This window comes from Dissulfuribacter thermophilus, assembly GCF_001687335.1.
GTDB lineage: Bacteria > Desulfobacterota > Dissulfuribacteria > Dissulfuribacterales > Dissulfuribacteraceae > Dissulfuribacter > Dissulfuribacter thermophilus.
Map to the genome: position 1 here is coordinate 22,128 of NZ_MAGO01000008.1, position 20,308 is coordinate 42,435.

The following is a 20,308-nucleotide window of genomic DNA, read 5'->3' on the forward strand; positions in this document are numbered from 1 at the left end:
CTTCTTCCTTAATCCACTGCCTTTCTAATGGGATACGTCGCTACTTTGACACCTGTCTTTACCACCTCGCCAGCAACTTCGACAGGTGTGGTCACTAGGGCGCAAGAGGTCAACATACATGCACTTGCACCCAATACGGCCAATACAATAAATATTTTTTTTATGCTACAATTCATAACCCGTCTTTTCCACTGCCCGCATCAGGGCCTTTGCCTTATTGATGGTCTCCTGCCATTCCTTCTCAGGATCGGAGTCTGCCACAATGCCAGCCCCGGCCTGAAGGTATAGCATATCCTTCTTTTGAAACAATGTCCTAATGGTTATGGCAAGGTCCATGTTCCCGCCAAAACCAAAATATCCCACTGCACCTGCATATGGGCCACGCCGTACTCCCTCAAGTTCCTCAATGATCTCCATGGCTCTTATCTTCGGCGCACCTGATACAGTGCCTGCTGGGAAACACGCCGTAAGGCAATCGAACATATCTTTCCCTTTTTCAAGCTGGCCTACTACCCCTGACACCAGGTGCATTACGTGGGAATAGCGTTCCACTGTGAGAAGATCCTTTACCTTGACTGTCCCCATCTTGGAGACCCTTCCGATATCATTTCTTCCGAGATCAACGAGCATAAGGTGTTCTGCACGCTCTTTTGGATCTTTTAACAGGTCTTGCTCCAATTTCTTGTCTTCTTCTTCTGTCCTTCCCCTTGGTCTCGTGCCTGCAATAGGACGTACATAGACCTCATTGCCTGTGAGTCTCACCAGGATCTCCGGCGATGATCCTATAAGGACCTCATCGCCGAGGGTGAGGTAAAAGAGGTATGGAGAAGGATTAATACGCCTTAATGTCCTGTAGATATGGAAGGGATCAATAGAATTTTTTCCGGAAAATCTCTGGGAAAGTACTATTTGAATGCAATCACCTGCGCGGATATAATCCTTTGCCCTCCGTACGATCTCCTCAAATCGTTCCTTTTCCATCTCAGGCTTTAGTTCCACCCTTGAAGGGGTAGCCATACTGATGGCTGGGTAATCGATACCGCGCCTGATTCGTCTCTCCACGCCTTCAATGGTTCTGATTGCCTGTTTATATGTCTCCTCAAGATCATCACCATCTTCAAGGAAACAATTGTATATGATCTTTAGCTGAAGCTTTAAATTGTCATGTACAAGGAGAATCTCCGGAAACATCAGGTGGATGTCGTGAAATCCTGCCGTGTCGGGAAGTTGATCGGGTATCCTCTTTTCAATGAGTTTAATTATATCATAGGCAAGATACCCAACTGCTCCTCCGAAAAAACGAGGAAGGTCCTCATAAGTCTTGGCCTTAAAGCCCCCGAATAGCTCCTGGAGGACCTTTAGTGGATTTACGTCAGTTATGGCCTCCGTCTTTCCTCGCCTTTCAATCCAGAGGTCTCTTCCCTTTGCCCTAAAAATCATATAGGGTCTCAATCCTATAAGGCTGTATCGGCCAAACTTTTCTCCACCTTCCAGGCTTTCGAGCAGAAAAGAGTAATCACCTCCGTCCACCTTTGAGAACAGTGATACCGGAGTGTCAAAATCCACATCTATGGTCTTCAAGACTGGTATAACGTTTGATTCCTTAGCGGCATCCAGAAAGCCTTTATAGTCAGGTACTATCATCTTTTAACCACTCACAGAATTTAGAGCAGCAAGCCTCCTATAACTTACTGTCTCTGTAAGACCTTGTTGGGTCTTATCCATCACTTACACATTTCCTTAAGTCTATCCATAAGTTTATAAAGGTTATGTCGAAGCCCTTCAAGCCTTTGCTTTGCCTTTTCTAAAATAACCTCTTTCTTTTGCACAAACGGCCCCTCATCTTCCATGTCTTCGGGGCTTCCTTCCATTATCTGTTTTAGGCTATCTTCAGTAGTCTCCAGGTGAAACTGTAGTCCGAGTACTTTTTCTCCGTAGAGGAAGGCCTGATTTGCACAACCTTCACTTGAGGCAATGTGAATTGCCCCTTCTGGGATAGAAAAGGTATCTCCATGCCAGTGAAGCGCTTCAAAAGTAGCATCGATTCCTTTAAAAATCGGATGATCCCAGGCAAGCGGCGTAAGCGAGACAGGGAACCAGCCCACCTCTTTATATTTATTTTTCCTCACCACACCTCCTAATGCTTCACTCATAAGTTGTGCCCCAAGGCATATGCCGAGAACACATTTATCCTTTGCCATAACATCCTTCAAAAACTGTTTTTCTTCATTGAGCCACGGATAGTCATCAATGTCACATACCCCCATGGGTCCTCCCATGACAACCAGAATATCGAAAGAATCTGGTGCCGGGAGGGATTCTTTGGCATATAATCTTGTGTGGGACACTTCTAGGCCCCTGTCTTGGGCCCAATCCAAAATAGAGCCGGGTCCCTCAAAAGGGACATGCTGTAGATAATGCAATTTCATGATTTATTTAGTCCCCCTTTTCCAAGCTGACGAAAGAGTTCTCTTTCTCCAAGTGCCTTTCTTTCAAGATAACACTTCCTTACAAGTTGCATATCTGCCAAGAAGTGGTCAAGCTCGTTCATGGTCAATGCCTGAGGCCCATCACATAGGGCCTGCTCCGGCCTTGGATGAAACTCTACTAAAAGCATATTTGCCCCAGAAATCACCCCCTGGGCAGCCGCATGGAAAATATCATAGATACCGTCAGGGGCCCTATCCTTTAGACCGACTGAATGGGTGGGATCAACACATACAGGCAGACGTGTAAGCCTTTTAACTACTGGAACATGCCCGAAGTCTATAAGATTCCTATGAGGTAGGCCCAACATTGACTTCACGCCACGAAGACAAAATACGATATTTCTGTTTCCCTCACTTGCTATGTATTCACAGGCATTGAGGCTCTCTTCAAGGGTAAGACCCATACCCCGTTTATAAAGAATAGGATAGGTACTCTGAGACCCTACAGCCTTTAGTAGTTCAAAATTCTGGGCGTTTCTTGTACCAATCTGGAGCATTACCCCTGTTGGGTTGCCAGTCTCTTGGAGTGCCTCATGGATTTCATCAATATGCTCCGGCCTCAGGACCTCCATTGCAATGATCTTGATATCATATTTGCCGGCGAGTTCAAATAACCATGGAAGACAGGCCTTTCCATGGCCTTGAAAATCGTAGGGGCTGGTCCTCGGTTTATAGGCCCCCATTCTTGCGGTCTGAATATTGTGCTGCTTGAGATGCCTAAAAATGATTTCTACGTGTTCAGGGGTATCAACAGCACAAAGGCCAAGAAATATGTGAAAGGCGTCTTGATTGAATTCAAGGCCCTGATAGACAAAACCCAGTTCTCCTAGCTGCCCTCCATGGCGACCAATCTGTCTGTATTTACTGGACACTCTGACTACTCTCTCGACGCCGGGCATCTTTTCAATAACTTCTGAGGGTATATCGTGGGTTGGACCAATTAGATAAATCTCAGTGACGACTCTACTTGTCCCCCTAACCCCTGAAATCTGCGTCTTTATATCAGGAAACTGTCTCAAATATCCCAATATATTTTGTATCTCTACCCCAGAGGGATCTATATCTGGTTTCAGTATAATTATCATCTCTTACACTCCATTGTTTTTGTCTATCTAACTTTTTTTAAAATGAGTAACACTCCTCTGTTAATTGGTAAAGCCCGACTTGACCTCATCTCCTTCCTATAAAAGAGACCCGAGTAAAATCGCCAATCCCTAAGGGCTGCAAAAGGGAGCAAAAAATACATGATCCCATATTATGCACTTCAAATCTATTCATAAAAAAGATTTGTTTATAGATAATTACAAAACATATACTAGTTATCAATAAAAAAACAAGACTTAAGCAAAAGAGACAACATAAATATTTTTTATAAATATCAAAATAAAATTTATCAAAATCTACAAAATTGTACTCAATAAAAAATCCTGGACTTTTGTATTTATTGCTGCTAAAAACCGATGAAACCAGTTTGCGATTGCTTTCACCTGTGTATTGCACGGGCTAGGCACTGGCAATATAATTCACATTAATCTTAATTCTTGAAAATCCAAAAAAGGAGGTGTTTCTTATGCCAAGAGTGCTAATTGTAGGCTGTGGTTCCTATATGAGGGATTCCTATGATTGCCCTTCTGATTGGAAGTGTCTTACGGCAGCAGCTGAAAAAAGGGGTGCCTTTAAGGATTATGATGACGAAGTCAAGGTAGTCGGTTTTTTGAGATGCTCATGTCCTGGTAGAGCCTTAATCAATAATGTTGGAGCCACGAAAAAACGCACGGATTTTGACGTCATACACCTAACTAATTGTATTACAAAGGCAGTTCCACTCTGTAAAAACCACAACCTAGAGGAACTCCCAAAACTCCTGGAGGAAAAAACCGGATTAAAAGTTGTAGTTGGTACCCACGATTTTGCTTAAACTGAATCGTGCTATTGTCAAATTTGCTGAAAGACCAATGCAAGGGGGCGAAGGCGTAGATAGAAAACGCCAGGTCCCCTGCACTATAACTAGTTGAGCAAAAAATCTTTAATATATTTGATATCAAATATTGAGATATATCTTTTGCTTTTATAATGCAAAATTCAGGTTTAAACCTTGACCATAGTTCTTCGATGAATAAAACGATTTCAAGATATTCCATACCAGCTCTACGTTTTAGATGTGGATTGGTGATCATTTCAGCCGAAAAACAGATCACCTTCCCACCTAAACCGCATTTACCTCATATTGTAAACTTTTTTGGGCCCATTCCCCCCTAAGAATCAAGGAAAGGAGGAGAAGGTAAGCTTTGAACTCTGACAAAATAAAATCAATATTTAATGATGATTTTTTAAAAGACCTCTTTCCACCCACAAGGGCAGATGAATTCTTTGATGCCTTATATGATGGGGCAGAAGAAGGGGCATTCGACATCAGTCTTGGCTTTAACGGGTTTGATCCCGGATCTTCAGTGATAAATTTAGAATTTAGACTTACAGAGAGGCCTGGAAAGTGTATGGCGTGTAGCCTTACCTATGGGCTGCCGCCAGTCTTTGAAAAACACCCAATAATAGACATAAAAGGCATGATAGAGAAGATCGAAAAGGCCTTACCAGACGGATTTTCAGTTAAAGACTGGAAGCTCGGCGCCACTACTCCAGTTGCTCCCAAAGTCAATGTAATTCCATTTTTAATAACTATTGAAAAAAAATAAAAAACAAGGAGGTCCTTTTTTATGAAGATTGCCGCCTTTGGAGATATCCACATGAATGTCGACGCCATTCACAATATTCCACTCAACGATTTTGACCTCGTGATCATAACAGGAGATCTTACAAACTTTGGAAACAAAGAGGATGCCCAAAAGGTAATCAGTGCCATTAAAAACAAAACTGACAACATCCTCGCTGTTCCTGGAAATTTAGATCATCCATCAGTCCTTGAATTCCTTGACGAAGAAGGCATAAGCGTACACGGAAAAGGGACTATCCTTAATGGAATCGGAATCTTTGGCTGTGGAGGATCAAACGTAACACCATTTAATACCCCAATTGAATACTCAGAGGAGGAACTAGAAGCCCTTCTCAAGGCCGCGTATGAAAGTGTAAAGGATGCAGACGTACACATATTGGTATCGCATACGCCCCCCAAAGACACCGGGCTTGACAAGATCAATGCTGGAGTCTGCGTGGGCAGCCCGGTTGTTAGGAAGTTCATAGAAGAGGTTCAACCGGACCTATGTTTAACCGGCCACATACATGAGGCAAAAGGTGAAATCAATCTAGGTCCTACAAAGGTTATCAATCCTGGAATGCTTCAAGATGGAGGATGGGTGGAGATTCAATTGCAAGACGACTCAAAGCTCTTTGCCAAGCTTTATTAATTGTAGATAATCACGAAGGCCGTCTTTCCAATGAGGAGGTCTGTGGCCTGTAGTGGACTGATATTTAGTAGTATCTAGCACCGAATAAGACGGCCTTTGTGCTTCTCTAGGAAATTCTTTTGTGGAAACTGGTATAAGTTTCGTGTTCTTTCCAGCCAAAGATATAATTTCCTCGGCAAATTCAAACCACGTACAGTGACCGGTATTTGAAAAATGAAAAATCCCATTTGCTCTGCAGCTACAGAGCCTAAAAATGCCATCCGCCAAGTGATGGGTATAGGTGGGTGAACCTCTCTGGTCATCTACTACTCTAAGTTCCTTCATGCGCTGTGAGAGACCTAGAATAGTTTTAACAAAATTTTTCCCATAAGGCCCAAAGAGCCAGGAGGTCCTGACAATTAAAAACTCGCCCCCTTCCTCCTCAATGATCTCTTCCCCAATGGCCTTTGTCTTGCCATAGGCATTTATTGGTGCCCTTCTACAATCTTCCCTATAGGGTTTGCTCCCACTACCATCAAACACATAATCCGTACTAATGTGTACAAATTTTGCATTGTTCAACTTAGCTGCCCTTGCAATATTGCCTGGCCCTAGCGCATTTACCCTGTAGGCCTCCTCAAAATTTTTCTCTGCTCCGTCTACATCAGTGTATGCCGCGCAGTTGATCACTACATCAGGGTGTTCATCTTCAAAGACCGCCCTCACCTCTTCCTCGTCACAGATGTCAAGCTCTTTCCTTCCAAGGCTCACAACATCTACATGCCTTGAAAATACGGCTGTAACCGCCCTACCAAGCATGCCATTTGCACCAGTTATAAGTACTCTATTCATGTACGCGCCTACAAGTTTCCGTAGTGTTCTTCATAATAACGTCGGTACTCTCCTGATATGATCCGCTCCCACCAGTCCTTGTTTTCCATATACCAATTAATTGTGCTTCTAAGGCCTTCTTCAAACGAAATCACTGGAGTCCAACCAAGCTCGGCCTTAGCCTTTTCAATATTCATGGCATAGCGCCTGTCATGGCCTGGTCTATCCTTCACGTACTGAATAAGATCTTTTGGGGCACCAAGGATATCCAGAATTGTATTGACTATTTCAATATTTTGCTTTTCACACTCTCCACCTAAATTATAGACTTCGCCTATCTTTCCCCTTTCTAGTACGGCCAACACCCCTCGACAGTGGTCTTCCACATGTATCCAGTCTCGAATATTCTTTCCATCTCCATAGATAGGAAGAGGCCTTTTATTCATGGCATTTATAGTCATAAGGGGAATCAATTTTTCAGGGAATTGATAGGGACCATAGTTGTTGGAACAACGGGTGATTACCACAGGCATACCATGTGTCTTAAAAGCTGCACGGACCAGGAGGTCTGACGAGGCCTTTGAGGCAGCATAAGGGCTATTGGGTCTCAGAGGATCAATCTCCCTGAAGGGAGGATCATCTGGCCCAAGGCTTCCATACACCTCGTCGGTAGACACATGAAGAAATCTTTTTATCCCCTTTTTTCTTGCCACATCAAGGAGGGTCTGGGTTCCAATACAATTTGTCACTAAAAAGGGCTGAGCATCCTTTATGGACCTGTCCACATGGCTCTCTGCTGCAAAGTGGACCACAGCATCTACCCCATCCATGACCTCTTCAACCAGCTCTTTATCCTCAATCCTTCCATGGACGAATTTATACCTTGGATTGCCCTCAAGAGAACTGAGATTTTCAAGGTTTCCAGCATAAGTCAAGGCGTCGAGATTGACTACTTTCCAGTCCCGCTCCTTGATTAAGAGGTGAATAAAATTACTACCAATAAATCCTGCACCACCTGTTACTAATATAGTGTTATACATCCCCAATGATTACTCCATCTCCTTATTTAAAGTATGAGTCCGAGTGGTATCTTTCTATATACTTCATACAGTCTTCTTTTGGAATGGGCTTTGAGAAAAAATAACCCTGTACCTCATCTACTCCAAATTTGTCTAGACATTCCAATTGTTCTCTGGTTTCAACTCCTTCTGCCACGGTTTTTTTACCCAGGTTTTTAGCAAGAGCTATTATGGCCTTTATAATTTCAACGTCATCCCTATTGTCTGGAAGGCCTCTTACAAAAGACATGTCTATCTTGAGGTGAGATGCGGGTATTTTCTTTAAATAGGAAAGAGATGAATATCCGGTTCCAAAATCATCGATAGAAATATTGAAACCAAAGTCATTGAGTACTTTAAGTTTATTTAAGGAATCTTCAATATCTGTCATTAGGGCACTTTCTGTGACCTCTATCCGTAACCTCTTGGGGTCGACACCTTTTTTTTGTACTATGTCTATCAGCATTTTTTCAAACCCCTTTTGCTTGAACTGTTCAGGGGACACATTAAATGAGATGCCTATCTCCTCTCTATCACAGAATTCATTCTTTGAAATGTAGTGGCACACCTGTTCAACTACCCATTTTCCAACCTCAATAATGAGCCCCGTTTCTTCAAGTACGGGTATGAACTCAAATGGGGCAATTATGCCACGATCTGGATGCACCCACCTTATTAGGGCCTCGACCCCACGAATTCCTCGAGTTTCTAGACTAATATGTGGCTGAAAATACAATATAAATTGATTTTCTTTAATTGCATTTCTTAAATCTTTTTCCATATTTAAAAGGGATGAGACCCTCTCAAATATCTCCTTTGAATAAAACTTTAAACTACCAGGTCCTTCATTCTTTGCCTCTTTCAAGGCAATACTCGCGCAATTCATAAGCTCTGATCCATCTTCTGCATCGTCGGGGTAAATTGCACATCCAATGGAAAAACTCAAGCTAACCTCATCTCCATTTATCCTAATGGAGTGCTCAAATATCTTTCTAAGCTCACCAATTATGGTCTCAATCTTTTTATAGGTGGCATAATATATTATACTGAATTCGTCAGGACCGGTCCTACATACCTCACCTCCATCTTCTATGACTTGATTCAACTTCTTTGAAATCTTCTTAATAATTTGATCTCCTAAATTATATCCAAGGGCGTGATTTATGTTTCCAAAATTGTCGATATCAAGGGACAATACAAGAAACTTTTCACCTTTCTTTCTGGCAATATTTACCTGAGCATTCAAAAGATTCATAAAATAGTTGAGATTTCCAAGTCCTGTAAGTTCATCAGTAAAGAGTACCTTTTCTGCCAGTTTCTTTTTTTCTATATATTGTAAGGACAAAGAAAGATCGTCTGTCACCTCTTCCAAAAGATTTATTTCTGCGTCGGAAAAGAACGCCCATTTTTTAGAATAGAGCAAGATAGCCCCTATTGGGTGTTCATCTACTTTTAGGGGCAAACTTATCATGGATCGAAAGCCATATCTGCTCGCCCGTTCCCTCCAGGGTATATATTTCTGATTTTTTAAGATGTCGTTTACTACAACTACTCTTCCCTCTCTCAAAGAGATCCCGCCTGGACCGCAACCTTCTGGAACATTGGGATCAGTGGATACGACAAGCCCGTCTAAATACTCTTTTTTCCCAGCTGCAGCCACTGGGACCAGTAGATTTTTTTTGGCATCGTGTACCCCAATCCATACAAGGTCAAATCCACCCAGGTCTTTTAGAATCTTACTTGCATCTTTAAAAAGGCATTCCCTGTCCTTAGCTCGAACTATAAGAGAATTGATCTCACTTAACATCCAGTAAATCCAATTTAATCTCTCTAAGTCTTTTTGAGCATTTAACAGCCTGTTTTCCCTTAGGAAAAAATATGAATATAAAATTGTTATTAAATCCAAAAATATAATCTTCAATAGAGATCTTATTATGGATAGAGCCAATTCTTTATCTGCCATTTCAGACTGAATATGCTCAATTATCATAGAACAATATGTGCTGAATGCCCCGAAAAATTCCACTGGAGCAATTCCTTTACGATAATGACAGATCCCTATCCTAGATCTGTTTAACAGATATTCCTTGTCATATTTGCCAGAGATTAATTGTTTTAAATATTCCGATTGGTGATGTTTCAACAGGGTAAGACCATTCTGTCCATCAATAATTTTTTTTATATCCTTAAACTTCATAAGATTTGAATACAGCCTTTCCCAAAAATCAGGAGGTAGATCGTCTTTCATTCTATTCCTCAACAGCGCTATATTATCTAAATCGTCTTGGGTTAGACAAACGTACTTCTTGATTTCATCTACCTTTCTTTGGTCAAAGCCCATTTCATTTGCCATGTCCCTAAAAAATTTTTCTACATCCACTTTCATTATCTCTTCCTCCAATTTTTTCTAACCATAACAATTTTTTATAAACACCATTGAGCATAAAATTAATTAGCACTTTAAATTTTTTATTTTTTTATATAAATTAATTTGAGACTATTTTAAACTTTTTTTAAAATAAATAAAGTTTACATTTTATCTTCTTCGATTTAACTTCAGATTATTAAATGATAGGGCTTTAACACAGGGAAAAATACTTAGCCCAAAATAAAAAACGATATTGGGTCGTTACTCTTTCTAATTTCCTAGAATCGATGGATATCATCATGAATTGCCTAGCAGCTTAACCTGGCGAGATGTTCTCAATTGTGATCACGCTTAAAAAACAAGACTAGTCAAATCATCAATTACTATAATTATTCTAACATTAAAGTGCATTAATTGACTAGACCTATTTGAGATGCTAGCCTGTCCCTTGCAAGGATCTACTGTCAGCATGGTGCCAGGATGAAAAAAAAATTTTCCACAATAAATTTATTAGATGAGCTATGCCGTAGTGAATATGCTCAAATCTGCCAAGAATTTAGCGAAATAAATTATAGCAAGGGGCAACTAATCTATACTCCTGGTCACAGTGATGACCTCATTTTTATAGTTAAAAAGGGAAAAGTCAGGATTTATCTCGCATTGGAAGATAAAGAATTCTCCCTTGCAATCCTAGAACCCGGAGACATATATTCGACCCATACTAGAGCATACGTGGAGGCTGTGGAAGATGTGACACTGCTTACCATGCCAACAGAAAAATTTCACCTCTACATTGCCACCCATTCTGCACTCTCTAGGACCATTATCAGTGTATTAGGTGAACTACTCAAACAATCCTTCTCAATTATTGAAAATCTCGTCTTCAACGACATTTCAGGTAGGCTTATCAATTTCCTTCTACAGGAAGCAAAAGATAGTGGACAGGTTACTGATGAAGGCGTTATTCTAAATCTTGACTTGACTATGGAACAACTGGCTGCTATTATTTGTACTTCGCGTCAAACAGTCTCCACCATTATTAATTCTATGCAACGCGCTAATGTTTTACAGAAAAAAAACCGTGGCGTCTTTCTAATTCCCGATCTGGATAGGCTCAAAAATTTCTCCACATTTTAAGTAGTTCCCTCAAATTCTCCAAAAAAATGATAGACTGTCAGCTATCTGACAGTCTTTTATTTCCATTATAACTACCATCCGATCGTAATTGGAATAGGTCCTCTATCCACATCCTTTAATTGTTAGTTGATATCACGACGATGCAGCGACCTACTATCATTATGGTGTTCAAATGAGGAAAAAATTTTCCACAATCAATATACTAGATGAAATATGCAGTAGTAATTTCGACCAAATCTGTCAAAATTTTAGTGAAATAAACTATAGTAAGGGACAACTGATTTATGATCTGGACCATAATGAAGACCTCATTTTTATCGTAAAAAAAGGAAAAATCAGGATTTATCTCGCCTTGGAAGATAAAGAATTCTCCCTTGCAATCCTAGAACCCGGAGACATATATTCGACCCATACTAGGGCATACGTGGAGGCTGTGGAAGATGTGACACTGCTTACCATGCCCACAGAAAAATTTCACCTCTACATTGCCACCCATTCCGCACTCTCTAGGACCATTATAAGTGTACTAGGGGAACTACTCAAACAATCCTTCTCAATTATTGAAAATCTAGTCTTCAATGACATCTCAGGTAGGCTTATTAACTTTTTTCTACAAGAAGCAAGGGAAAGCGGACAGGTTACAGATGAGGGAATTATTCTAAATCTTGACTTGACTATGGAACAACTCGCCACTATAGTTAGTGCTTCACGTCAGACTGTTTCGACTATTGTAAATTCCATGCAGCGTGCTAATATCTTACAAAAACAAAGACGCGGCGTCTTTCTAATTCCCGATCTGGATAGACTCAAAAATTTCTCCACATTTTAAGTACTTGTCATAAATCCTCCCAAAAAGTGATAAACTGTCAGCTATCTGACAGTTTTTTATTTTCCTTATCACTATCATTTCATTATAACTATAATAAGACTAGGGCCCTTACCCTTATCTTATAAAAAATAGGAGGAGAGTTTTTATGGCGGGAAAAGAATTAAATATTGAAGAATTGTCCATTTGGGAAGATGCGAAGCAAATGCTTCTAAAGGCAAAAAACGATGGCGTCGAAACGGCCTGGGACCGTTTACAGCAACAGGCCCCTCATTGTAAATTTGGAGAAAGTGGTGTTTGCTGTCGAATTTGTACAATGGGCCCATGTCGAGTCAGTAAAAAGGCACCCAGAGGGGTGTGTGGTGCTGATGCAGACGTTATCGTAGCCAGAAATTTTGGCCGTTTTATTGCCGGTGGTGCTGCCGGACACTCAGACCACGGCCGTGACTGTATCGAGGCACTTCATGCCGTTGCCCACGGTGAGACAAAGGACTACACCATTAAAGACGCAGAAAAACTGATGCGCATAGCAAAAGAGGTCGGCATTGAAACAGAAGGCCGTGAACCACTTGAGGTGGCTAAAGATCTGGCTGCAGACTTTTTTGAAAACTATGGAACCACCAAAGGTGAAGTTTCTTTTATTGTAAGGGTACCTGAAAAAAGGCGTAAGATCTGGGATAAACTTGGCATAACTCCACGCGGTGTCGACCGCGAAATTGCTGAGATGATGCATCGCACCCACATGGGTTGTGACAATGATGCTGCCAATACTGTACTACACGCGGCCCGTACCTCCCTTGCTGATGGATGGGCTGGATCAATGATCGCAACCGAAGTCTCTGATATCCTATTTGGCACTCCTACCCCCAACAAAACTCAAGTGAATCTTGGAGTCCTAAAAGAAGATCATGTTAACATCTTGGTCCACGGACATAATCCCATCGTATCCGAAAAAATAATGGAAGCAGTAAATGACCCAGAGCTCATCGCTCTGGCTAAGGAAAAAGGTGCTAAAGGCATCAATCTCGCTGGTCTCTGCTGCACTGGCAATGAGTTGATGATGCGCCATGGAATACCCATGGCAGGTAATCACCTGATGACCGAATTGGCCATCGTTACCGGTGCAGTAGAACTCATTGTAGTGGATTATCAGTGCATTATGCCAAGCTTGGTCCAGGTCGGCTCCTGTTATCATACCAAAATGGTGACAACTGCTGACAAGGCACGTTTCACTGGTGCCGAACACATCAAATTTGAAATACACAATGGCATGGAACAGGCCAAAAAGGTAGTCCGCATGGCAATTGAACGATTCCCTCTACGCGACCCGGCACGCGTGAAGATTCCTAATGGTCCTGTAGAAGTCGTAACCGGTTTTTCAAATGAAGCCCTTTTAGATGCCCTTGGCGGTTCTCTAACCCCACTGATTGATGCAATAAAGGCTGGAAAGATAAGAGGTGCTGTGGCCATCGTTGGATGCAATAATCCAAAATACAAACATGATTATTGCAACCTGAATCTGGCCAAAGAGCTTATAAAGAGAGATATTTTAGTAATCGTCACTGGTTGTGTAACAGTGGCCGCAGGGAAAGCTGGTTTACTTGTTCCCGATGCTATTGATCAGGCAGGTCCTGGACTAAAAGAAATTTGTGGGGCCTTAGGCATTCCTCCAGTCATTCATATGGGTAGCTGCGTAGATAACGCCCGTATACTCCAGCTCTGCGCACTAATTGCCGACGAACTCGGAGTAGATATTTCTGATCTTCCTGTAGCTGCTTCATCACCAGAATGGTATTCAGAAAAGGCCGCAGCTATTGGTACCTATGCTGTGGCATCAGGTATTTATACCCACCTTGGACATCCGCCAAACATAACTGGTTCCGAAGTAGTTACCAATCTGGCCCTTTCAGGTCTTGATGAACTCGTCGGAGCCTGCTTCCTAATTGAACCCGATCCCTTTAAGGCAGCAGAACTCATTGATGAGAGGATCAAAAGTAAACGTTTAGCATTAGGACTAAGTGCCTAACGTCCGTTTAAGAAAAAAGGGGGCAGCAACATTGCTGCCCCCAACCACTCCTTCATTTCTTACTCTTGGCTAAAACACGAATTACCAATCCACCTTGTTGCCATCCATAGTTGTAAATCTACAATATTTTTTATTCCCTAAAACTTTTCCGCATACTTGAAAGTATTATAAAAATAAATTAAATAATTGTTACCTTGCTATCAAACTTTATAAAGGGAAGGTGTAACATGCAGGGAATACTCGAAGAAGACAAGGCAACAGGCACAGCAAAGGAACTCTACGATGAAATCAAGGAATCACTGGGCATGGTTCCAAACTTCTTTAAGGCCATGGCAGCAGTTGATCCTATATGGGCAAAAACGAACTGGGAACGGGCGAAACATATTATGCTAAAAGAAGGGGCCCTAGATAGAAAGACAAAAGAGATCATTGCATTCGTCGTGTCTCTTATGAATAAATGCGAATATTGTCACATGGCCCATAAGGCCATGGCCCTTATGAATGGAGTAACTGAAGATGAACTTCAAGAAGCTATAATGGTGATGGAACTTTTTCAGAGTTTTAATACCATCGCCACCTCGCTACAGGTGCCATGTGATATTTCTCAATAGTTTGGGATTAATACCACAATGTGACTATTTTTGGAAACAAAGTAAATAGAACTATCGCAAAAATATAGGCTGGGATAAAAAATAGCGTTCCCTTAAATACAGTCTCCAGATCAGTGTCTCTTGCAACTGAGGCCACTACAAAAGTATTTATCCCCACTGGTGGAGTAATAGCTCCAAGGGTGGTGATCACCGTTACCACTATTGAAAACCAAAGAGCATCATAACCAATGTTGTTTACAACTGGGAAAAATATGGGGATGGTTATCATGAGAAGTCCTAGTGCATCCATTATGGCGCCGCCGACAATATAAAGCAAAAACATGGTTATCAGAACGATATAGTTAGGAACATTTAATGAAGCAACCCAGTCTGCCATCTCAAACGGCAAACGAGTAACAGCAAGGAATCTTCCAAAAATCACCGCTCCAGCCACCACAATGTAGATCATACACGTGGTTCTTACCGTATCCTCAATTGCATTCCACATTACCTTTAGATTGAAGTGTCCATTCAAAATTACTATGAGGAGAGCAAAAAATGAGCCAGCTGCCCCTGCCTCAGTAGGAGTAAACCAGCCTAAGTAAAGCCCTATCATGACAAAGCAAAACAGACATAACATTTCAATGGAGCCAGGAAGACTCTTCATACGCTCTCTAAATGTTGCCCTTTTCCCTGGTGGCCCCCACTCAGGTCTAATACGACAGACTATCCAGACACTCAGGGCAAGTAGAAAAGTGATTACAAGTCCTGGGATAATTGCGGCTAAAAAGAGCTTTGTTATGGATTGTTCTGTGGCAAGGCCAATCACTATGAGGACAACACTTGGAGGAATTAAGACACCAAGTGTGGCACCACTTGCCACAGAGCCGGTACTAAGGGCTGGATCATAGCCAAGCCTCTTCATCTCAGGAAGAGCCACTGAACTCATTGTGGCGGCAGTTGCGGCATTTGAGCCACAAATGGCGGAAAAAGCCGCACATGCAAGCACAGTGGCCATTGCAATACCACCTCGTACATGGCCGATCCAGGCATGGGCTGTTTCATAAAGACGTCTGCTCACTCCTGCGTGGACACATACTGCCCCCATAAATACGAAGAAGGGTACTACTGAGAGACCATATGAGGAAAATAGGCTCCAAAGATTTGAAGAAATCATTGAAACAGCGGGCCTAAATCCAACCTCTAGCCAAAAGCCTAGGAACCCCACCACTGCCATGGCGATTCCCACAGGCATGCGGGTAAAAAATAAAACTAATAAAAGGATTATAACGCCATATAGACCGCTAGATATGGAATCCATCACTTTATGGCCTTAATTGCGCTCCTCAATAGATTAAGACCAAACAAGAAAAAGCCCAGGGTCACCAAAAATACCACAGGATAAAAAGGAATTTGTAGGGTTTCTGAGACCTCATTGACTCGAAAATACCTTATGCCAAGTTTCCCGACTCCGTACACTGCAAATAGAAAAAAGGCCCCTGAGATCAAGAACCCAAAGGCCTCAAGCCACTTACCAATGCCTCTAGGCAGAAATCTAAACAGAATATCCACTGAGATATGCACCTTTTCACTACCTGAGTAACCCAATCCAAGTGCCACAAATGCCGCACTTCCATAGCCAAGAAGCTCGTAGGCCCCTGGGATTGAGTGCCCAAGGGGCCTTAAAATCATATTTGCCACTGCAAGGGCCATCGACCCAAGAAAAAAAATGGTGCCTAGGAATAAAAGGGACCTATTGAACCAGTTCAGCACTTTACTAGAGTTCTCCGAATTCTTTTTCGTACTTTTCTTTTAGCTGATAGAGGTCTTTCAAGAATGCCTTGGCAGGAAGTCCCTTTTTCTCTGTGGTCCTTACCCACTCGTCTATAATGGGAGAGACTTTTTGGTGCCAGAGCTTGTATTCGTCATCTGAAAGCCTTATCAGAGTGAGGCCTTTTTCCTTTTCAGACCAACTAATGGCCTCTTTCACGTGATCATCAACATACTTTCCAGTCCAAAGTGAGTGTTCCCTTGAAATGGAATCCAAGACCTTTTTCACATCTTCTGGTAACGAATTCCAGGCCTCCTTGTTCATTACTACTGCAAAGGTAGCGGTCTGCATGTGACAGATAGTGGCATACTTACAATACTCAGCAAAGCGAAAGTCTTTTAAGATCTCAAGAGATGAAAAAATCCCCTGCACTATCCCCTTTTGGAGGGCAGCTGGTGTCTCACTCATGGGCATTGCCACAGGTTTTGCGCCAAGGAGCTTTAGGGGTTTGACTCCAGCACCTGTACATCTGAGCTCATATCCTTTTAGATCTTTCAAGGTCCTGAGAGGCTTTTTGGACATGATATCTGCAGGAGGCGCAGTAAAGAGGCTGAGGACCTTTACTTGTTTTAGAGAAGCCGGCCTATACTTTTCAAAAAGGTCGTATAGGACCATATTGGCCACCTTTGCATTGGTAAATCCAACGGGAAGATCTACACCTGCAAGCAGTGGGAAACGCCCTGGCTGATAGGGAAGTACCACGCATCCGATCTCTGCAATCCCATCAATGACTCCATCCATCATATTTTTTGCACCAAGCAGAGTTGAACCTGGAAAGGTCTTTATCTTCACCTTGCCACCGGTCTTCTCCTCAACAACCCTTTTCCACCTCTCCATTTGGACACATGGGAATGTAGGTGCAGGTGGGAAATTTGCATAACGAAGCACAATCTCTTTGGCAACAGCCCCTCTTATCGAAAAAGAAAAGGCCATAAACCCTAAAAAGATCACAAACACTAAAACCTTAGAAATCGTCTCCCTCATAGAAACCTCCTCTTTTTTTATAAAAAGATATGGCCTCACCAGCCTCTAGCTCCCCCTGTAGTCAAATACACGCTTAGATTTCTTTTCAGACCTTGGAAGGCTACCATAATCCACTATCTCAACCCTAGGGGACACCATAAGACTGGCCTTAATCCTTTGGTAAATCTCCTGGGATACATGTCGATCGAGGTCTTTATTCATGGCCCGTTTGCGTTCCACCTTGAGGCACATGTGATCAATACCGTTTTCCCTTGTTATCTCAATAATATATTCACTTGAAACCCCTTCTATGGAAGACAATATCTCATCTATGTGCCCAGGATAGACATTGACCCCTCTTACTATGAACATGTCATCGCTTCGTCCCAAAATCCTATCATGCCGTGGATATGGCAGACCACACGGGCAATCTCTCGGAATTAGCCTGGTAAGATCTCTGGTCCTATAACGGATAAGGGGAGAGGCTTCCTTCTTAAGAGTAGTTACTACCATCTCGCCTATCTCCCCAGGTTCTACTGGTTCAAGGGTCTCAGGATTTATGATTTCAAGGATGTAGTAGTCATTCCAATAGTGGATCCCTTGGTGATACTCACAGTCAATACCAGCCCCAGGACCGTAGAGCTCTGTCATACCAGTAATATCGAATATGTGATCGAGTCCAAGGAGTTCCTTTATCTGGCGCCTCATGGCATCGCTTGCCCTCTCAGCACCCATAATTACCTTTTTGAGCCCTAGCTTTCCAGTCAGCCCTCTCCTTTCTGCCTCTTCAGCAATCAGTAGGGCCATACTTGCAGTACAACACAGACAATTAGGTTTTAAATCTACAAGGAACTGAAATTGCATATCAAGGTTACCTGGTCCTACGGGAATGGCCATAGCCCCTGCCCTTTCACATGCCGCCTGAAATCCAGCTCCAGCTGTCCACAGTCCATAGCCAACTGCTATCTGGACTCTATCTCCTGGTCCTATACCTGCAGTCTTAAAGGCCCTCGCAAAAAATTCCTTCCAATCATCGATATCCTTCTGGGTATAGGCAAGCACCTTCCTCTTACCAGTAGTCCCTGACGATGAGTGTATGCGGACTACCTTATCAAAAGGAACACTTAGGAGTGGAAAGGGATATCCGGCCTTGAGATCTTCTGCTGTAGTAAAAGGAAGACGCCTCAAATCGTCCATTGATTTAATTGAATCAGGCCCTATTCCCGCCTCATCAAGGCGTTTTCTATAAAATTGACTTCCCTCATATGCATGCCTAACTGTCCACTTCAAACCTTTAAGTTGCTGATCTTCCATCATAAACTCCTTTCAATTAACCGGATACCTAACTGTAGCTCTCAAGGTTTCAAAAATAAACTGTAGTGCATATCCTGTAAACCGCTCCATGCTACACGACGCCTACTCTTTTGCCAATGTTATATAGGCCATATACACATGGTTTTTAAAGAAGCTTCATCATAAGAAATATTCAATTTACTGTGAAAATACCCGTTGGGGTAATACGCCTAATATAACAGGTAGAAGGCAGAAGGTAGAAGGAAGAAGCAAGCCCTGCCTGTACAAAAGCCATAGGCCGAAGGGCGAAGCCGTTATAAAAAGTTCAATGGACAGAGCTCACTTCCTTTAACTCAACACTCAACACTCAAAACTCAACACTTTTAATTAGATGGCCTTAAGACTTTTTCTGACAATCAAAGGAGGGGTAACGTATAGATAAGGAGATCACTATTGAATATAGTTTAATCAAATCACATAGTCCCAGGTTTTGAGAGCTTTCCGCTGATACGGGCAGCCTTATCTGGGTCCATAAAAGAGAGTATCTTCGCCACCTTTTTACTCTTCATAGAGGAAAAGAGACGGACAACAGTATTTTCATCCATCTTTTCTAGAAGTAGAGCAGCCCTTTGCGGTTCCATAGAGCTATAGACACCAACCAGGTGTGAGAACCGCTCTTGAGTTAGCTTCGCAGTCCTTGCCATAGGGCCACTTAGGCTTGCTTGAAGCGCTTTTAACTCGCTGATTCGCTTTTCAATCTCTGTTTTGAGAAGTTTTAGATCCCGTTCCTCTTGCTTTAGTGCCTGTTCTTTCTTCTTCACCTCTCTTAAACGGGCCTTCAAAAGCAACTTCACCTTTTGATTGACATCAAGGCTGTCTATGTCTAACAGATTCTGTGAACTGGCGGTCTCAGCCTTCTTAGAAGTTTCTTTTGCCTCTGCCCATGAGACGCCTTCAAAAATAGGGTTCTTCGTAAGATATCCCCATGTAGCAAATCCAATAAAGGCAACCTTCAAGGCAAGCCCAAGTTGAATCAACCTAATAATGACTTTCACCAGTACTACTCCATATACTTTTTATGGAATTTGCTAGGTCATCCAGTTCTGCCTGGTACCTCTTGGCCTCTTCCATCTGAAAGGCCTTAAATGATCTTTCTCTAAGCCGTTCAACAAGCCTTTCCTTAATATGTATGTCCAGAAGCCTTTTTTTTGCCTTTTCAGCCTCAATCTCCCGTTCTCTCAACATCTCCTCTAGCTTAGAGGCCTCTTGCTCCAGGGATTCTATCCTATTTACCCACATCCTGTATTCTTCTGAGTTCATCCCAGTTTTAAGTCGCTGGCCAAGGTTGTCATTTAGGGCCTCCTGTTCTTTTTCGAGCATCATCAACATTCCTCGGACCTCCCTGACCCTCGCCAATTTAAGGGACAGCTCAAGTTCAGCAGCCTCTTTTTGGTGCTGCAATAATCTCTGATATGGCAAAAGCTTAAATTTAAAGACTGCCAAACTCGTCGCTCCTTTTTCTGCACAATCTGGTTGTACCTAAATCCTGTAAAAA

The 20,308-nt window shown here is 42.3% G+C and carries 20 protein-coding genes; 7 read left to right on the top strand and 13 right to left on the bottom strand.

The window, feature by feature from the left end:
• Positions 1 to 8 precede the first annotated feature (8 nt).
• The 4 genes from DBT_RS12105 to DBT_RS07880 all read right to left on the bottom strand — a co-directional run bounded on the left by DBT_RS12105 (position 9) and on the right by DBT_RS07880 (position 3,574).
• A complete protein-coding gene (locus tag DBT_RS12105) occupies positions 9 to 176 on the bottom strand; it encodes a hypothetical protein (RefSeq protein ID WP_153304058.1) in 168 nt (55 codons plus the stop codon).
• Positions 166 to 1,644, bottom strand: coding sequence for an anthranilate synthase component I (trpE, locus tag DBT_RS07870; protein ID WP_067618830.1), 1,479 nt, complete (start codon positions 1,642 to 1,644; stop codon positions 166 to 168). Before trpE ends, DBT_RS12105 begins: the two co-directional genes overlap by 11 nt.
• Before the next feature lie 80 nt (positions 1,645 to 1,724).
• Positions 1,725 to 2,429, bottom strand: coding sequence for a type 1 glutamine amidotransferase (locus tag DBT_RS07875; protein ID WP_067618833.1), 705 nt, complete (start codon positions 2,427 to 2,429; stop codon positions 1,725 to 1,727).
• Positions 2,426 to 3,574 (bottom strand): 3-deoxy-7-phosphoheptulonate synthase, encoded by a 1,149-nt coding sequence (locus DBT_RS07880; protein ID WP_067618836.1) that lies wholly within the window; start codon positions 3,572 to 3,574, stop codon positions 2,426 to 2,428. The genes DBT_RS07875 and DBT_RS07880 overlap by 4 nt, the downstream gene beginning before the upstream one ends.
• A gap of 485 nt (positions 3,575 to 4,059) precedes the next feature.
• Here DBT_RS07880 and DBT_RS07885 point away from each other — a divergent pair, with 485 nt between their 5' ends.
• From DBT_RS07885 to DBT_RS07895, 3 genes are all read left to right on the top strand, one after another.
• Positions 4,060 to 4,407, top strand: coding sequence for a CGGC domain-containing protein (locus DBT_RS07885; RefSeq protein WP_067618840.1), 348 nt, complete (start codon positions 4,060 to 4,062; stop codon positions 4,405 to 4,407).
• Positions 4,408 to 4,777: 370 nt separating this feature from the next.
• A complete protein-coding gene (locus tag DBT_RS07890; protein ID WP_067618844.1) occupies positions 4,778 to 5,182 on the top strand; it encodes a pancreas/duodenum homeobox protein 1 in 405 nt (134 codons plus the stop codon).
• Between the two features lie 21 nt (positions 5,183 to 5,203).
• On the top strand, positions 5,204 to 5,851 hold the full coding sequence (locus tag DBT_RS07895; protein ID WP_067618848.1) for a metallophosphoesterase: 648 nt from the start codon (positions 5,204 to 5,206) through the stop codon (positions 5,849 to 5,851).
• Here the strand turns inward: DBT_RS07895 and rfbD are convergent.
• Genes rfbD through DBT_RS07910 form a run of 3 tightly spaced genes read right to left on the bottom strand, consistent with a single transcriptional unit; the run spans position 5,825 to position 10,105 of the window.
• Complete coding sequence (gene rfbD / locus DBT_RS07900) at positions 5,825 to 6,682, bottom strand: dTDP-4-dehydrorhamnose reductase (protein ID WP_067618851.1); 858 nt, start codon at positions 6,680 to 6,682, stop codon at positions 5,825 to 5,827. The two genes, DBT_RS07895 and rfbD, sit on opposite strands and share 27 nt — an antisense overlap.
• An 8-nt stretch (positions 6,683 to 6,690) precedes the next feature.
• Positions 6,691 to 7,701, bottom strand: a complete 1,011-nt coding sequence (gene rfbB / locus DBT_RS07905; protein WP_067618854.1) for a dTDP-glucose 4,6-dehydratase — start codon at positions 7,699 to 7,701, stop codon at positions 6,691 to 6,693.
• Positions 7,702 to 7,723: 22 nt separating this feature from the next.
• A complete protein-coding gene (locus tag DBT_RS07910; RefSeq protein WP_067618857.1) occupies positions 7,724 to 10,105 on the bottom strand; it encodes an EAL domain-containing protein in 2,382 nt (793 codons plus the stop codon).
• 462 nt (positions 10,106 to 10,567) lie between these two features.
• On the opposite strand from DBT_RS07910, the gene DBT_RS07915 reads away from it, so the two are divergent.
• From DBT_RS07915 to DBT_RS07930, 4 genes are all read left to right on the top strand, one after another.
• The gene (locus DBT_RS07915; RefSeq protein ID WP_067618860.1) at positions 10,568 to 11,224 is read left to right on the top strand and encodes a Crp/Fnr family transcriptional regulator; all 657 of its coding nucleotides are present in this window, start codon (positions 10,568 to 10,570) and stop codon (positions 11,222 to 11,224) included.
• A 172-nt stretch (positions 11,225 to 11,396) separates the two neighbouring features.
• Positions 11,397 to 12,053 carry a Crp/Fnr family transcriptional regulator gene (locus DBT_RS07920; protein ID WP_067618862.1) on the top strand — a complete coding sequence of 219 codons (657 nt, stop codon included), beginning with the start codon at positions 11,397 to 11,399 and terminating at the stop codon, positions 12,051 to 12,053.
• A gap of 145 nt (positions 12,054 to 12,198) precedes the next feature.
• Positions 12,199 to 14,076, top strand: coding sequence for an anaerobic carbon-monoxide dehydrogenase catalytic subunit (gene cooS / locus DBT_RS07925; protein WP_067618866.1), 1,878 nt, complete (start codon positions 12,199 to 12,201; stop codon positions 14,074 to 14,076).
• 227 nt (positions 14,077 to 14,303) lie between these two features.
• A complete protein-coding gene (locus tag DBT_RS07930; protein ID WP_067618869.1) occupies positions 14,304 to 14,687 on the top strand; it encodes a carboxymuconolactone decarboxylase family protein in 384 nt (127 codons plus the stop codon).
• A gap of 7 nt (positions 14,688 to 14,694) precedes the next feature.
• Here the strand turns inward: DBT_RS07930 and DBT_RS07935 are convergent, their stop codons facing one another.
• The 6 genes from DBT_RS07935 to DBT_RS07960 form a co-directional block, all read right to left on the bottom strand.
• Positions 14,695 to 15,987: a TRAP transporter large permease gene (locus tag DBT_RS07935; protein ID WP_067618872.1), complete on the bottom strand. Its 1,293-nt coding sequence runs from the start codon at positions 15,985 to 15,987 to the stop codon at positions 14,695 to 14,697.
• Positions 15,987 to 16,439 carry a TRAP transporter small permease gene (locus tag DBT_RS07940; protein WP_067618875.1) on the bottom strand — a complete coding sequence of 151 codons (453 nt, stop codon included), beginning with the start codon at positions 16,437 to 16,439 and terminating at the stop codon, positions 15,987 to 15,989. The genes DBT_RS07935 and DBT_RS07940 overlap by 1 nt, the downstream gene beginning before the upstream one ends.
• 4 nt (positions 16,440 to 16,443) lie before the next feature.
• Entirely contained in the window at positions 16,444 to 17,481 is a 1,038-nt protein-coding gene (locus DBT_RS07945; protein ID WP_067619095.1) for a TRAP transporter substrate-binding protein, read from the bottom strand.
• A 45-nt stretch (positions 17,482 to 17,526) separates the two neighbouring features.
• Positions 17,527 to 18,777 (bottom strand): phenylacetate--CoA ligase family protein, encoded by a 1,251-nt coding sequence (locus DBT_RS07950; protein ID WP_067618877.1) that lies wholly within the window; start codon positions 18,775 to 18,777, stop codon positions 17,527 to 17,529.
• A 449-nt stretch (positions 18,778 to 19,226) separates the two neighbouring features.
• Positions 19,227 to 19,808: a MotE family protein gene (locus DBT_RS07955; protein WP_067618881.1), complete on the bottom strand. Its 582-nt coding sequence runs from the start codon at positions 19,806 to 19,808 to the stop codon at positions 19,227 to 19,229.
• Positions 19,792 to 20,256, bottom strand: a complete 465-nt coding sequence (locus DBT_RS07960; RefSeq protein WP_067618883.1) for a flagellar export protein FliJ — start codon at positions 20,254 to 20,256, stop codon at positions 19,792 to 19,794. Before DBT_RS07960 ends, DBT_RS07955 begins: the two co-directional genes overlap by 17 nt.
• Positions 20,257 to 20,308: the final 52 nt, after the last annotated feature.

Coding starts and splice junctions, on each gene's coding strand:
- DBT_RS12105 (WP_153304058.1), bottom strand. CDS start 176: ATGAATTGTAGCATAAAAAAAATATTTATTGTATTGGCCGTATTGGGT.
- trpE (WP_067618830.1), bottom strand. CDS start 1,644: ATGATAGTACCTGACTATAAAGGCTTTCTGGATGCCGCTAAGGAATCA.
- DBT_RS07875 (WP_067618833.1), bottom strand. CDS start 2,429: ATGAAATTGCATTATCTACAGCATGTCCCTTTTGAGGGACCCGGCTCT.
- DBT_RS07880 (WP_067618836.1), bottom strand. CDS start 3,574: ATGATAATTATACTGAAACCAGATATAGATCCCTCTGGGGTAGAGATA.
- DBT_RS07885 (WP_067618840.1), top strand. CDS start 4,060: ATGCCAAGAGTGCTAATTGTAGGCTGTGGTTCCTATATGAGGGATTCC.
- DBT_RS07895 (WP_067618848.1), top strand. CDS start 5,204: ATGAAGATTGCCGCCTTTGGAGATATCCACATGAATGTCGACGCCATT.
- rfbD (WP_067618851.1), bottom strand. CDS start 6,682: ATGAATAGAGTACTTATAACTGGTGCAAATGGCATGCTTGGTAGGGCG.
- rfbB (WP_067618854.1), bottom strand. CDS start 7,701: ATGTATAACACTATATTAGTAACAGGTGGTGCAGGATTTATTGGTAGT.
- DBT_RS07910 (WP_067618857.1), bottom strand. CDS start 10,105: ATGAAAGTGGATGTAGAAAAATTTTTTAGGGACATGGCAAATGAAATG.
- DBT_RS07915 (WP_067618860.1), top strand. CDS start 10,568: ATGAAAAAAAAATTTTCCACAATAAATTTATTAGATGAGCTATGCCGT.
- DBT_RS07920 (WP_067618862.1), top strand. CDS start 11,397: ATGAGGAAAAAATTTTCCACAATCAATATACTAGATGAAATATGCAGT.
- cooS (WP_067618866.1), top strand. CDS start 12,199: ATGGCGGGAAAAGAATTAAATATTGAAGAATTGTCCATTTGGGAAGAT.
- DBT_RS07930 (WP_067618869.1), top strand. CDS start 14,304: ATGCAGGGAATACTCGAAGAAGACAAGGCAACAGGCACAGCAAAGGAA.
- DBT_RS07935 (WP_067618872.1), bottom strand. CDS start 15,987: ATGGATTCCATATCTAGCGGTCTATATGGCGTTATAATCCTTTTATTA.
- DBT_RS07945 (WP_067619095.1), bottom strand. CDS start 17,481: ATGAGGGAGACGATTTCTAAGGTTTTAGTGTTTGTGATCTTTTTAGGG.
- DBT_RS07950 (WP_067618877.1), bottom strand. CDS start 18,777: ATGATGGAAGATCAGCAACTTAAAGGTTTGAAGTGGACAGTTAGGCAT.